This window comes from Thermovenabulum sp., from assembly GCF_049723235.1.
Taxonomy (GTDB): Bacteria; Bacillota; Thermosediminibacteria; order Thermosediminibacterales; family Thermosediminibacteraceae; genus Thermovenabulum.
In genome coordinates this window covers 58,572-72,737 of the sequence record NZ_JBNARB010000010.1, presented here as the reverse complement: position 1 = coordinate 72,737, position 14,166 = coordinate 58,572, and the positions used below count along the sequence as shown (strand labels likewise).

The following is a 14,166-nucleotide window of genomic DNA, read 5'->3' as shown; positions in this document are numbered from 1 at the left end:
GATTCATTGGACTGGAAGGATTTAAGCGCATCGGCTATATATGACAGGGTAATTAAAAGGGTTAAACCGGGTTCTATAGTCCTTTTTCACAATAATGGAAAGAACACCCCTGAGGCTTTAAAAATAATTTTACCTGAATTGATAAAACAGGGATATGATATTGTACCCGTTTCATCTTTATTAATTAAAGGGGATTATTATATTGATGGGGCAAGCGGGGAGATGAGAAAAAAGCTTTAAATATACTGTAATTTAAATTATTGACGTTACTTAAGTAATAAAATTATAATGATTCTATAAACTCTTTTTTTTAAGGGGCTGGTTTTAATGATGGAGCCTAAGATACTCGTAGTGGATGATGAAAAAAGAATAGTGGACCTGGTAAGGCTTTATCTGGAGAAAGAAGGTTTCAGGGTTGATGAGGCTTTTGATGGACAAACGGCTTTAAAAAAGATAGAAGAAAATGATTATAATCTTATAATATTGGATTTGATGCTACCCGAAGTAGATGGATGGACTATATGCAGAAATGTGAGAAAGAATTCCGATGTGCCTATTATCATGCTAACCGCAAGAGGGGAAGAGTTTGACAAAATTTTGGGTTTTGAACTTGGAGCCGATGATTATATAGTAAAACCTTTCAGTCCCAGGGAGCTGGTGGCCAGGGTTAAAGCCCTGCTCAGGAGACTTAGCCCTAAGGAAGATAAGGATGTCCTGGATTTTCCTGGTCTTTATATTGACCCTTCTTCAAGATTGGTAAAGGTGGATGAACGAGAAGTAACTTTGACTCCCAAGGAATTTGATCTTTTATATTTTCTTGCTAAGAATAAGGACAAGGTATTTACGAGGGAAAAATTGCTGGAAGAGGTATGGGGTTACGATTTTTACGGCAGCTTGCGCACGGTTGATACCCACATAAAGCAATTGAGGGAAAAACTTGGTAGAAGCAAAGCAGCCTCATATATTGTTACGGTGTGGGGAGTAGGTTATAAATTTGAGGTGGTAAAGTGAAAATTAAGATTAAAAACAGCATATTGTGGAAACTATGGGCATTTATTAGCCTGATTTCTATTGTTGCCATAATATTTTCGGGGTTGATTTTGTCTAAATTCTTTGAAGACTTTTATTTTAGAATAAAGGAAAACGAACTTATAAATGAAGGCCAGCAATTGATTTCATTAATTCTGCGGGGTTCAAATGTAGAAGAGTTTATAGACATAACAAAATTTATAAATGCCAATGCGGTATTAATAGATAAACGGGGAACTATATTGGTCTGTCCTAAATACTTTCATCCAAAGATGGGAATGATTCTTGATAAAAATGAACTTAATAGCATTCTCAACGGGAAAATACTGGTAAAAAGAAACTTTTTTCGTGGAGTAGAAAATCCAATGCTAATGGTAGCTTTACCTGTGGCCACTGATGGTAATGTAATTGGGGGTCTTCTGCTATTTTCGCCAATGGCCTCTTTATCTTCATCGGTATGGGAAATAAGAAAGCTTATATTACTTTCAGCATTTTTTGCAATACTTCTATCATCGGGGACAAGCTTGGTATTTTCTAAAAGTATTACGAAACCCTTACTTTTGATGAAAGAAGCTGCGGAAGAGATGGCTAAGGGTAATTTTGACAAAAAGGTAGAAATAATAGAAGACGATGAAGTAGGTACCCTTGCCAGGACCATGAATTTTCTTTCCGATGCATTAAAACAAAATTTGAACGCACTTTCAAAAGAAAAGGACCAGTTAAAGAGTATTTTACTGGGGATGACCGATGGAGTAATAACTTTTGATGAGAATAATAACATTGTAATGGCAAATTCTCAAGCAATGGAACTTTTAAATATAAAGGAAAAAGAAAATGCCGGGGAGGAAGCTTTGCAAATTCTGAAAAACGCTCTTTTCAGGTTATATGATTTAAAGGAAAATATTGTTGAGGAAATAAACTTAGATGGGAAAATAATTCTGGCAAAGGTTTCACCATTGTTAAACGATGGGGTAAAGGGAGCCGTAGTGGTATTACAGGATGTCACGAAGGAAAAGAAGCTTGAAAATCTAAGGCGAGAATTTGTTGCAAATGTATCCCACGAACTGCGTACCCCTTTAACCTATATTCAGGGCTACTCCGAAGCCATATTGGACGGGATGGTGGAGGATAAAGAAACCCTGAACAATTACATTAACATAATCTTAGAAGAAACTTTGAGGTTAAAGAGACTGGTAAATGACCTGCTGGACCTATCGCTAATGGAGAACGGACAGGGTACCCTTAAAAAAGATAAATTTTCTATTAATAGACTTATTGAGAGAGTTGTTCAAAAAATGCATAATCTAGCAGCTCAAAAAGGCGTGAAATTTATACTGGATTTAAGGGAAACCCCTCTTCTTTTTGCCGATGAGGACAGGATAGAACAAGTTTTGATAAATCTTATCGATAATGCCCTAAGATATTCTCCGGAAGGGGGAGAAATTATCATTTCTACTGAACTGGGTGACGATGGCGATATAAGGGTTGGCGTAAAGGATAAAGGGCCCGGTATTCCGGAAGACGAGCTGCCTTTTATCTGGGAAAGATTTTATAAAGTGGATAAATCGAGGGCAAGACAAAAGGGAGGTACCGGATTGGGCCTTGCTATAGTAAAAAGTATTATTGAAAATCACGGCGGCAGGGTTTGGGCGTCAAATGATGAAAAAGGAGGAAGCGTTTTTTATTTTTCCCTTCCCTGCGGCGAGTAAAAATAAAAAGCCCCTGAAGGGGCTTTTTATATTTCCGAAAGAACTTCCTCTAAAGGCGTATAAGGCAGATTGTGAGCTTCTGCCACAGCTTTATAGGTTATTTTCCCATTTAGAACATTTACACCTTTGGCAAGGGCTTTATTTTCCATTACGGCTTTTTTCCAGCCTTTATTGGCAATTTCTAAAGCATAAGGTAAAGTAGCATTTGTTAAGGCAAAGGTAGAAGTTCTGGGAACAGCACCGGGCATATTGGCAACTGCATAATGAATTACACCGTGTTTCACAAATACCGGTTCCGCATGGGTAGTAGGATGATCTATGGTTTCCACACAGCCTCCCTGATCGATGGCTACATCAACGATTACGCTTCCGGGTTCCATAGCCTGTACCATTTCTTCAGTAATTAATTTCGGGGCTTTAGCACCGGGGATCAATACGGCACCTATAACAAGGTCTGCTTCACTAACCGCCTTCATCAGGTTGAAACGGTTAGAATATAAAGTTTCAACTCTACCCTGGTAAATATCATCTAAATAACGAAGGCGATTTACATTTACGTCGAGTATAGTAACCTTTGCTCCCATACCTACAGCGCGTTTTAATGCATTTACACCTACGGTGCCGGCACCGACGATTACTATGGAAGCGGGAGGTACACCCGGAACACCCGAAAGGAGAACGCCCTTGCCACCTCTGAATTTTTCAAGATATATGGAACCTTCCTGAATTGCTAATCTTCCTGCAACTTCGCTCATGGGGGTGAGCAGAGGCAAACTTCCGTCTTCTTTTTGAACCGTTTCATAAGCAATTGAAACTACGTTCTTTTCCATTAAAGCTCTTGTTAGTTCGGGTTCAGGGGCTAAATGCAGGTAGGTAAATAAAATTAAACCATCTCTAAAATACTTGTATTCCGAGGGAAGAGGTTCTTTTACTTTTACTATCATGTCGCTTTTTTCCCATACATAGGCTGCATCGGATATAATCTCGGCTCCTGCGGATTTGTAACTTTCATCGGAAATTCCACTTCCCTCTCCTGCACCTTTTTCTATTAGGACTTTATGTCCTGCTCTTACGAGAGCATCAACTCCTGCAGGAGTTATTGCAACCCGGTTTTCCTGTGCCTTAATTTCCTTTGGAACACCCACAATCATCCTGGTAATCCTCCTATTTTATATTTTATTTTATCGTTGTTAAATACAAGCAAAAATTATGCCAATTTGATCCTGCGCACAAAATCTGAAAGGGCCGAAAAAGGTAAAAGCATTTATGGAAACAATAGTTTCCATTTGGAAATACAATACCAGGCATTGTCATTATTATAGAAAATTAATTTTGTTCATTTAAATTAATACCGTATTTTTTCATTTTTTTAATTACGGTAGTATGGGATACCCCCAGTATTTTTGCTGCTTTTCTTGCACTTTTTCCCTGGGAAAGGGCTCTAATTAAGGCTTCCTTTTCTGTTTCATTTACAATATCTTTTAATTGAAAATATCTTTTAGAAGAAGAACTGAATACAGTAGGGGAATTAATTATTATTTCCTTTTCGGAAATAATATTCTTTTTACAGAGGTTCATAGCTCTTTCCATCACATTTTCCAGTTCCCTTATATTCCCAGGCCAGTCGTAACTTAAAAGATATTCTAAGGCGGCTGGAGTGATTCCTTGAACGGATTTATTGAACTTATTGTTAAATTTTTTTATAAAATAATCCACAAGAACGGGAATATCTTCTTTGTGTTCCCTTAAAGGTGGTATAAAAATTGGGATTACATTCAACCTGTAAAATAAATCCTGCCTGAAATCTCCTCTTACAACCATTTCTTCCAAAGGCCTGTTGGTGGCAGCTATAACCCTTACATCAATTCTTATTTCTTCCATTTCACCAAGGCGCCTGACGCTGTTTTCTTGAAGAACCCTTAAAAGTTTTACCTGAATATGAGGGGGGATTTCTGCGATTTCGTCTAAAAATATTGTGCCGTGATGAGCGAATTCAAATAACCCGGGTCTTCCGCCTTTACGAGCACCAGTAAAGGTTCCATCTGCATAGCCAAAGAGCTCACTTTCTAATAGGGTATCGGGTATTGCGGCACAGTTTACTGCCACAAAAGGATAATCCCTTCTTTCACTTTCCATGTGAATTGCCCTTGCAAAAAGCTCTTTCCCTGTGCCGCTTTCTCCGCGAAGAAGAATGGTGGAATCTCCTTTTGAGACGGTTTTAGCTAATTCTACTATTTCCTTCATTTTTTTACTTTTATAGATAATATCTTCAAAGGTGATCATTACCGGCCTTGTGAGAGAATGGGCAAGACGCCTTACTTCAGACATTTTCCTCAATGTAATTACTGCTCCGTCTACCAATCCTTTATCATCAAAAAAAGGCTTGACATTTATTAAAACCCTTAATGGTCCTTTTGGAGTATTTAATACAATCTCTTTTTGTTCTATACTTTTGCCTCTTTCAATGTTTTTTATAATTTCTTCAGGCAAATCGGTCAAAGCTTTTAAAGATTGACCTGTTGGTGGCAAGTCGTAACCAAGAAAAATTGATGCTTTGTTGTTGCAAGTGGTTATTATTAAATTTTTATTTACGGATATTATTCCTTCTTCTACGGAATTTATTACAGTTATCAGGTGTTGCTGAGCAAGTTCATGAGGCAGCCATTCTACTGGAGTTACCTCGTAAACATCCTTAATGTTTCTTATTTTATCCAGAATGTCTTTTAATTTTGTTTCGGAAATAGGTTCAATATTAAAATATATTTCTCCCTGTTTTACGGATAACGCTATTATATTGGCACCGCAGCTTGCTATGGTTTCGGAAACATCCCTTACCATGCCTACCCTGTCTTTAAATCTTATACGGTACCTAAATCTTTTCATTTTTCACCCTCCGAGAAGATTTTCTATTTAATAATTCCATATTTATAGACAAAAATCCTCTTTACATGGAAACTATGGAATAAAAAGTTTCCATTTCTGGCAATATAAATTTATTCAATTTAACACTATTATAAAAAAAAATCAGCAAAATAAGACTAAATATAATTGGCAGAGAATTTGCTTTGTTATATAATAAATAAAAAAAGTATTAATAGACTAATAAAAAAATGTACTGAAAAATAATATCAAAATATAAAACAGGAGGTGATATTAGTAAAATTAACTTTATTTGGCAATAATAAGTAAAAATATTTAAGGAGGGATTTTTTTGGAAGCTTTTGAGGCTTTAGTGGCAAAGTTGGGGAATATAGTATGGGGACCGCCGATGCTGGTATTACTTGTAGGAACTCATATATACCTCACTTTTAGATTAAGATTTATTCAAAAATATATCGGTAAGGCTATAAAGTTATCTTTAACCAGGACCTCCGAAGGAGAAGGAGATGTCAGCCATTTTGGTGCGCTAACAACAGCACTGGCAGCAACGGTGGGTACTGGAAATATCGTGGGTGTTGCAACTGCAGTGGGACTTGGAGGACCCGGTGCGGTATTCTGGTTATGGATAACAGGTGTTTTTGGGATTGCAACTAAATATGCTGAAGCCCTACTTTCCGTGAAATACAGGGTAAAGAACCAATTAGGTCAAATGGCAGGCGGACCAATGTACGTCCTGGAAAGAGGACTTAAAATGAAATGGCTGGGAGTGCTGTTTGCGCTATTTACTGCCATTGCAGGTTTTGGAATAGGTGTAGGCGTGCAGGCAAACTCGATTGCCGATATGGTAAAAAATACCTTTAATATACCTCCATGGATTACAGGACTTGTTATTGCTATTTTAACAGCAATAGTTATCATAGGAGGAATAAAGAGTATTGCAAGAGTATGTGAAGCCCTTGTTCCCTTTATGGCTATTGTTTATATACTTGGTTGTTTAATAATAATTCTGGTGAACCTATCCGCACTTCCAGGAGCTATTGTAACAATTATAAAAAGCGCTTTTACCGGGCAAGCAATGGTCGGTGGATTTGCCGGTGCAGGCGTGATACAGGCCATAAGATACGGTGTAGCTCGTGGGGTTTTCTCCAATGAATCCGGTCTTGGAAGTGCTCCCATAGCTGCTGCAGCAGCGCAGACCCCTAATCCTGCAAGACAAGCCCTTGTTCAGATGACAGGAACTTTCTGGGATACCGTTGTAATTTGTTTATTGACCGGGCTTGTACTTGTTACGACTGGTGCTTGGCAGACGGGCTTAAAGGGAGCAGCTCTTACAAAGACTGCATTTGAACAGATACCTGTAATAGGTCCTATTACTTTAACTTTGGGTTTGTTGACATTTGTATATTCAACAATACTTGGATGGTCTTACTACTGTGAAAAGGCTGTAGAATATCTTTTCGGTACGAAAGCGGTAATGCCTTATAGATGGCTGTGGGTGGCTATGGCTTTTATCGGCTCTGTGATGTCCTTAGGTTTAGTATGGGATATAGCAGATGTTTTAAACGGAATGATGGCAATTCCAAACCTTATTTCACTCCTTGCGCTGTCGGGTGTGCTGGTGGCAGAAACTAAAAAATATGTATGGGAAAACAGATTGGAGGAAAAAGCACCGGAAGAAAACTTTTAAAAGAGGGGGATTTACCCCTCTTTTTTATTGATTTTTTTGTGTATAATTTTTTTAGATGTTATTAATATAATCTTTCAGGCGGTGTTTAAATTGGCAAAAATTGTAGGAATTTCCGGTTTGTCAGGGAGCGGAAAGACTTCCCTTATATATAAACTTATCGGTATTTTAAAAGAAAAAGGTTTAACCGTTGCGGTAATAAAACATGCGGTGTCTGGGTTAAAACTCGGGGGAAAGGATACCGATAAGTTTATAAGTCGAAAGGCTGATTGTGTTGCAGGGATTTTCGGGGAAGGTATAATGATGTATAAAAGGGAACAGGTTGGTTTAAGGGATTTGCTGAAAAAAATGGACAACTATGATATTGTTTTAATAGAAGGTTTTAAATATGAAGAATTCCCTAAAATTTTTATTTTGAAGGGGCAAGGGGAAAAGGATGAAATAGAGTTTTTAAAACACTATAAAAAAGATATACTTGGTTTTGCAGGAAAGAAGGATTTAAATATAAACAATACTTTCATTAAAGGCCCTATGTTTTCTTATGAAGGGAAGCCGTATATTAAGTATTTTGATAAAAACTTACCTTTTTTTGATAGGGACGATGGGGAAAAGATTGCTGAATTCATTATTAATGAAATATAATTTTCATATTTCCTGGAGGAATCTATATGTTTAACCCTTTAAAGGTTAATGAATTTCCTGAAAAACCCGGAGTTTACCTTATGAAAGACATCGAAGGGAAAATTATTTACGTAGGGAAAGCGATTAATTTAAAAAACAGGGTAAAATCCTATTTTAGAAATAAGGAGAGCCTTTCGCTCAAGGTTCGGGCAATGGTTTCTCAGATAGAAGATATTGAGCTTATTGTTACTGAATCCGAATTGGAAGCCCTTGTTTTAGAATGTAATTTAATAAAATTTCATAAACCAAAATACAATATTCTATTAAGGGATGATAAACAGTATCCCTATATAAAAATAAACCTTGATGCTCCTTATCCTTATCTGGAAATAGTAAGGCGAATAAAAAAGGACGGAGCAAAATATTTTGGTCCTTTTGTGGAGGCGGGAGCTTTAAGAGAAACCATTGATGCTATTAGAAAAATTTTCCCCATAAGGTACTGCAGTAAGGATTTAAGTAAATTGCCCTTGAAGGAACGACCGTGTTTGAACTACCACATAAAAAAATGCCTTGCTCCTTGCAAGGGTGGCGTACCTCAGGGAAAATATATGGAAATGGTAGAGAATATTATTCTTTTTTTAGAAGGAAAGACAGATTTATTAATTAATATTTTAAAGGAAAAAATGTTTAAAGCATCTGAGGCTCTGGATTTTGAAACCGCTGCGGAAATTAAAGAAAAATTAATTTCCATAGAAAAAGTAAGGCAAAAACAACATGCGGTTACAATGGATTTAAAGAATAAGGATATAATTGGGTATTTTTCCTTGGAGAATGTAATTTGCGTGATGGTTTTGTTTGTGCGAGAAGGAAAACTTATTGAAAGGCGGCCATTTATTTTTAATGACCCCTATCAAAATGAACCAAAAGAAGTACTTTCTTCTTTTATAAAACAATTTTATGATGACATGAAAGCCATACCGGAAGAAATAATATTGCCTGAAAATATCGAGGATAAAGAATTAGTGGAAGAATGGCTTCGTTTCAAAAAGGGAGCCAAGGTAAAAATTGTCATAGCCGATGAAAATAATGAAGAAGATTTAAAATTAATTAGCTTAGCTTTGGAAAATGCTAAGGAGTACGTTATGCAAAAAAGATTATGGGAAAAAAAGGAAGAATTTAACGTATTGGAAGAACTGAAACAGAAACTCTTATTGCAAAAATTACCCTTTAGAATAGAGGGCTTTGATATATCAAATACGGGTGGAACGGATTCTGTTGCTTCCATGGTGGTTTTTGAGGAAGGATTACCCAAAAAGCAGGATTACAGAAGGTTTAAAATTAAAACCGTTGAAGGGCCCAACGATTTTGAAAGTATAAAAGAAGTAATAAAAAGGAGGTTTAATAGGGTAAAAAAAGGAGATGAAAAATTCGGGAAAATCCCCGATTTACTGTTAATAGATGGGGGCCCCGGTCAATTAAAATACGCAAAGGAAGCCTTGAAAGAGCTTGGGTTTAATGAAAAAATTGAGGTAATCTCCATAGCCAAAGAGTTTGAGCTAATTTATAAAGATGATAAAGAACCTATAAAACTTCCAAAAACTTCTGAGGCATTGAAATTATTGCAGAGGGTGAGGGATGAAGCTCATCGCTTTGCCGTTACCTATCATAGAAACTTAAGGGCAAAAAGAGACGTTGAGTCGGTTCTTGATAAAATACCCGGTATCGGTGAAAAAAGAAGAAAATCCCTTTTGCAAGCTTTCACGAGTATAGAAGAAATTAAAAAGGCAAGCATTGAGGAACTGGCGCAAGTACCAGGTATGAACAAAAAAGCTGCTCAAGCAATATACAATTATTTTCGCAGTGTCCTCCATTGAGCGTATTGAATATTTTATATTAAAGAAATCAGCGCTCAAGGGGGTTTTTAATGTGGATATTTTTAAAACCATTGCTGTGCTTTCTGTTGTAATTGAATCTTTAACAAATACCCTGCTTTTTTTGTTGAACATTTTTACAAAGCCCTTTATAAACTGGTCGGAAGAAGAAAAAAGAGGGGTTATCGCGATATTTCTTTCTGCTATAATAACTCTTGGGATCAATCTCAATATATTTGAAATAGCAAATATTAAATTCACATTTCCCGTAATTGGCACAATTTTGACCGGTCTTTTATTTGCGAGGGGAGCAAATGTAATTAAAGATATATTTGACATAATCTATTATACCAAGGTAGAAAAGAAAACCCTGAAATACGAAAAAAAAGAATAAAGAAACTAAAATAACCTAAAGGGGAGATATGTTTTGAAACTTCTCCCCTTTTTATTTTAGATTTACAAGACTTCATTATTTTTCCGCCACACAAAAACTACCACCAATGGTATAATAGTTGCACATTATGTTAGAAAAGAGGTGATTATTTTGTGAAAAAACAGTTAATAGAATTAATTGAAAAAGAAGATAAAAAAAATCCTTATACGGATGAACAACTTTCTAAACTACTGGGTATGAGAAGGGATGAGATAACGGTTCTAAGAGGAGAATTAAACATACCCGATTCGAGGGAAAGAAGAAAGCCGTATTTATTGCGGGAAATTAAACAAATTTTAAACCAAAATGAAAAAATTTCAAACAGGGAACTTACCAGGGTGCTCAGGGATAGGGGTTACGATGTATCGAGATTTTTGATATCTAAAATAAGGCAGGAAATGGGATGCATTTTTACGGAGCCTTCGGATAAAAAAGAAAATGAAGAAATTAAAAAGCCTGCAGAAAAAAACAAAGTAGTATCGGGGTTTGAGAGAATCATAGGGTACGATGGAAGTTTAAAGCCACAAGTAGAGCAGGCTAAAGCTGCGGTTTTATACCCTCCTTACGGATTGCACACCCTTATCTTAGGGGAAACCGGGGTGGGGAAAACGAGTTTGGCCGAGGCCATGTATCAATATGCGGTAGAAGTAGGAAGGCTTTCAAAGGATGCTCCTTTTGTAGTTTTTAATTGTGCTGATTATGCGGAAAACCCCCAGCTTTTACTTTCTCAGCTTTTTGGCCATGTAAGGGGGGCTTTTACCGGGGCCGATGCCGCAAAGGAAGGACTGGTAGAAAAAGCTAATGGTGGAATTCTTTTTTTAGATGAGGTTCACAGGTTACCACCGGAAGGTCAGGAAATTTTATATTACCTTATCGACAAAGGAAAATTCAGGAGGCTCGGAGAAACCGAGACCACAAGGCAGGTAAACGTGATGATTATTGCTGCCACTACGGAAGATGTAGAATCTAACCTTCTCTTGACCTTTCGAAGAAGAATCCCAATGGTAATTGAACTTCCACCGTTAAGCACAAGGCCAATAGGAGAAAGGTTTGAAATAATCCGGGATTTTTTCAAAAAGGAAGCCGATAAAATAGGAGCAAAAATAAAAGTAAAAAAAGAAGCATTGAGAGCTTTATTAATTTATGAATGTCCTGGAAACATAGGTCAATTAAGGAGCGATATACAGGTAGCCTGTGCCCGGGGATTTTTGACATATATAGGGAATCATGGGAATTTTATTGAAATAGATCTTATTGACCTTCCGGTGCATGCAAGAAGAGGCCTGTTGAAGGTGATAAATAGGACTCCAGAAATTGAAAATATTGTTTCCAAGGATTTGGTTGTGCTACCGGGAGAAGGTGACGAAAAATTTTCCGTTAAAGAGGACCTTTACGTTTTTCCGGAAGAGATATATGAGTACATTGAAGAAAAATACCGGGAATTAAAAAAGGAAGGTTTGAGTCAGGAGGTAATAAACCGGGTAATCGGAGGAGAATTGGAGGTAAAATTTCAGGAAATATTAAGGCAATTCGAGACCAGGAAAAAAACTTTTGAGAAACATGAGCTGGCAGAAATTGTAGGAGAGGAAGTGGCCAAGCTTTCCGAAAATATGGTTAAAATAGCTGAAAGAAAACTGGGTAAGATTGATAAATATCTATACTATTGTCTTTCAGTTCATTTAGCAGCTACATTAGAACGAATAAAAAAAGGCAAACCAATTATTAATCCTCAGTTAGAAAAAATTAAAAGGGATTATAAACTGGAGTATAAGATAGCTAAGGAAATGGCAAAGTTAGCAAAACAACATATGGATTTTGAACTACCGGAAGATGAAATAGGTTTTATCGCTATGTATTTAAGGACAATTACCCATCCCCATGATAATGTGAAAAAAGGAAGGGTAGGGGTAGTCGTTTTAACTCACGGTCATGTAGCAAAAGGCATGGTAGAAGTTGCTAATAAACTTTTAGGTGTAGAACATGCGGTTGGAATTGAAATGTCTTTGGATGAAAAACCGGCAGTGGTTCTGGAAAGGGCTATCGAAGTGGTTAAAAAAGTGGATGAAGGGAAGGGCGTACTATTGTTAGTTGATATGGGTTCTCTGATCACCTTTGGCGAGATAATTACCAAGCGGACGGGAATTCCTACCAGGACTATTGGCCGGGTGGATACTATTATGGTGCTGGAAGCTGTAAGAAAGGCAATAATACCCGACACATCCCTTGAAGAAATTGCAGGAAGCTTGGATAAGAACGATATTAGTTTTGGAAGGATTTACACCAAAGAAGACAGGATAAGTGCACCCAGGGCAATTGTCACCCTGTGCCTTACTGGTGAAGGAGCTGCCTTACGAATGAAGAGGTTAATAGAAAAAAAGATAGAAAATACCGGAGAAATTTACGAGATAATACCCCTTGGGTTAACTAATGGAGAAGATGCGAAATTAAAAATAAGAGAACTTCAAAGTATAAAAAATATTGTAGCTATAGTTGGGACCATAGACCCTCAAATTCCGGAAATACCTTTTATCTCTATAGAAGAAATATTGGATGGCGGAGCCTTTTACAGGATAAGTAATTATCTTGGCATAAAATGTGATCAAAAATTAGAAGGAGAAGCCAAGGGAATTTTCAGTGAGATGATCGATGAGGACTTTATTTTAATAAACCCGGATTTTAATTCAAAAGAAGAAGTGTTGGAAGGGCTTTTTAGAGTTCTTTATGAAAGGCAGTGTGTAAATGAAAGGTTTTTATTTGATGTTTATAAACGAGAGGTAATCGGCAAAACCTTTTTGCCGAGCGGAGCAGCTATTCCCCACGGTTTACCAGAAAATGTCATTACTCCAAAGATTGCTGTAGCGATACTGAAAGAACCTGTGGAATGGGAAAATGATAAATTTGTAGATTTCGTATTTATGCTGGCATTAAAAGAGGACAGCAAAGAGCAATTTTTAAAGCTTTTTAATATGATTAAGGAAAGGGAATTCCTGAAAAAATTAAAAATTTATAATGAAGCTGAAACAATAAAAAATGTATTTTTTGAGTCTTTAATTATTTAAACAAAAGATGTCATCGATGGCATGCGGTTTGCAAATAAATATTAACAACACTGAACAATTAACCGGGTCACAAAACTTTTTAGGAGGCATTAAAATGGACGGGAAAATTACGCTGGAAAAGAATCTTATTATTATTGGGCTTGATGTAAAGGATAAATTGGAAGCTATAAGTCAGATGGCTACCAGATTAGAAGATTATGGATACGTAAATAATGAATATAAAAATGCAGTGATAGAGAGGGAAAAGGTTTTCCCCACAGGACTTCCTACAAAAGGAGTGGGTGTGGCTATTCCTCATACCGATATAAAATACGTAAATAAATCGGCCATTGCGATAGGTGTATTAAAAAATCCTGTATTATTTAACGTAATGGGAAATCCCGAGGAAAATGTAGATGTAAAATTGATATTTATGCTGGCACTAAAGGAGCCTCAATTGCAGATAAATACGTTAAGAGATCTGGTAGAAATTTTTCAGGATGAAAACTTATTAGCTGAAATTGCTAATAGTGATAGTGAAGAGAAAGTTATAGGAATAATTTCAAAATGCTTTGTAAAAAGTGAAAGTGCGTAATTAGAAGGGAGGTGAAAAATTTGGACACAAAAAGGATAGTTGTCGCATGCGGCACAGGAATTGCGACATCAACGGTTGTTGCAGACAAAATTGCTGAGGCTTGCAAAAAGGAAGGATTAAAGGTAGATATTGTTCAGTGTAAAGTTACCGAGTTAAAAAGTTATGCGGATGGAGCAGATGTCATTGTTAGCACTACTATTGTAAAAGATAAATTCAATGTTCCTGTGATCAACGGCCTTTCCCTTATCACGGGGATTGGTGAAGAGGCGGTATTAAAACAGGTGGTGGAAGCTTTAAAAAAATAAG

11 protein-coding genes and 1 pseudogene are annotated in these 14,166 nt (G+C 36.7%); 10 read left to right on the top strand and 2 right to left on the bottom strand.

Annotated elements, in window-relative coordinates; genetic code table 11:
* From ACPLOV_RS06805 to ACPLOV_RS06795, 3 genes and pseudogenes are all read left to right on the top strand, one after another.
* A pseudogene (locus ACPLOV_RS06805) lies at nt 1-240 on the top strand (deacetylase); the annotation flags it as partial.
* A gap of 87 nt (nt 241-327) precedes the next feature.
* A complete protein-coding gene (locus ACPLOV_RS06800; protein ID WP_424909868.1) occupies nt 328-1,011 on the top strand; it encodes a response regulator transcription factor in 684 nt (227 codons plus the stop codon).
* Nucleotides 1,008-2,738, top strand: a complete 1,731-nt coding sequence (locus tag ACPLOV_RS06795) for an ATP-binding protein (RefSeq protein ID WP_424909867.1) — start codon at nt 1,008-1,010, stop codon at nt 2,736-2,738. Before ACPLOV_RS06800 ends, ACPLOV_RS06795 begins: the two co-directional genes overlap by 4 nt.
* 26 nt (nt 2,739-2,764) lie before the next feature.
* Here the strand turns inward: ACPLOV_RS06795 and ald are convergent, their stop codons facing one another.
* Both ald and ACPLOV_RS06785 read right to left on the bottom strand, forming a co-directional pair.
* Nucleotides 2,765-3,889: an alanine dehydrogenase gene (gene ald / locus ACPLOV_RS06790; protein ID WP_424909866.1), complete on the bottom strand. Its 1,125-nt coding sequence runs from the start codon at nt 3,887-3,889 to the stop codon at nt 2,765-2,767.
* Nucleotides 3,890-4,064: 175 nt separating this feature from the next.
* On the bottom strand, nt 4,065-5,621 hold the full coding sequence (locus ACPLOV_RS06785; RefSeq protein ID WP_424910871.1) for a sigma 54-interacting transcriptional regulator: 1,557 nt from the start codon (nt 5,619-5,621) through the stop codon (nt 4,065-4,067).
* 328 nt (nt 5,622-5,949) lie between these two features.
* Here ACPLOV_RS06785 and ACPLOV_RS06780 point away from each other — a divergent pair, with 328 nt between their 5' ends.
* The 7 genes from ACPLOV_RS06780 (at nt 5,950) to ACPLOV_RS06750 (ending at nt 14,165) form a co-directional block, all read left to right on the top strand.
* Nucleotides 5,950-7,305, top strand: a complete 1,356-nt coding sequence (locus ACPLOV_RS06780) for an alanine/glycine:cation symporter family protein (protein WP_424909465.1) — start codon at nt 5,950-5,952, stop codon at nt 7,303-7,305.
* A gap of 90 nt (nt 7,306-7,395) precedes the next feature.
* Nucleotides 7,396-7,944: a molybdopterin-guanine dinucleotide biosynthesis protein B gene (mobB, locus tag ACPLOV_RS06775; RefSeq protein ID WP_424909466.1), complete on the top strand. Its 549-nt coding sequence runs from the start codon at nt 7,396-7,398 to the stop codon at nt 7,942-7,944.
* A 26-nt stretch (nt 7,945-7,970) separates the two neighbouring features.
* Nucleotides 7,971-9,797: an excinuclease ABC subunit UvrC gene (uvrC, locus tag ACPLOV_RS06770; RefSeq protein WP_424910870.1), complete on the top strand. Its 1,827-nt coding sequence runs from the start codon at nt 7,971-7,973 to the stop codon at nt 9,795-9,797.
* Nucleotides 9,798-9,849: 52 nt separating this feature from the next.
* The gene (locus tag ACPLOV_RS06765) at nt 9,850-10,188 is read left to right on the top strand and encodes a hypothetical protein (protein WP_424909468.1); all 339 of its coding nucleotides are present in this window, start codon (nt 9,850-9,852) and stop codon (nt 10,186-10,188) included.
* A gap of 152 nt (nt 10,189-10,340) precedes the next feature.
* The gene (locus ACPLOV_RS06760) at nt 10,341-13,286 is read left to right on the top strand and encodes a sigma 54-interacting transcriptional regulator (protein WP_424910869.1); all 2,946 of its coding nucleotides are present in this window, start codon (nt 10,341-10,343) and stop codon (nt 13,284-13,286) included.
* A gap of 94 nt (nt 13,287-13,380) precedes the next feature.
* Nucleotides 13,381-13,860, top strand: a complete 480-nt coding sequence (locus tag ACPLOV_RS06755; protein ID WP_424909470.1) for a PTS sugar transporter subunit IIA — start codon at nt 13,381-13,383, stop codon at nt 13,858-13,860.
* Nucleotides 13,861-13,871: 11 nt separating this feature from the next.
* Nucleotides 13,872-14,165 (top strand): PTS sugar transporter subunit IIB, encoded by a 294-nt coding sequence (locus ACPLOV_RS06750; protein WP_424909471.1) that lies wholly within the window; start codon nt 13,872-13,874, stop codon nt 14,163-14,165.
* The last annotated feature ends 1 nt before the right edge of the window (nt 14,166 follow it).

Coding starts and splice junctions, on each gene's coding strand:
- ACPLOV_RS06800 (WP_424909868.1), top strand. CDS start 328: ATGATGGAGCCTAAGATACTCGTAGTGGATGATGAAAAAAGAATAGTG.
- ald (WP_424909866.1), bottom strand. CDS start 3,889: ATGATTGTGGGTGTTCCAAAGGAAATTAAGGCACAGGAAAACCGGGTT.
- ACPLOV_RS06785 (WP_424910871.1), bottom strand. CDS start 5,621: ATGAAAAGATTTAGGTACCGTATAAGATTTAAAGACAGGGTAGGCATG.
- uvrC (WP_424910870.1), top strand. CDS start 7,971: ATGTTTAACCCTTTAAAGGTTAATGAATTTCCTGAAAAACCCGGAGTT.
- ACPLOV_RS06755 (WP_424909470.1), top strand. CDS start 13,381: ATGGACGGGAAAATTACGCTGGAAAAGAATCTTATTATTATTGGGCTT.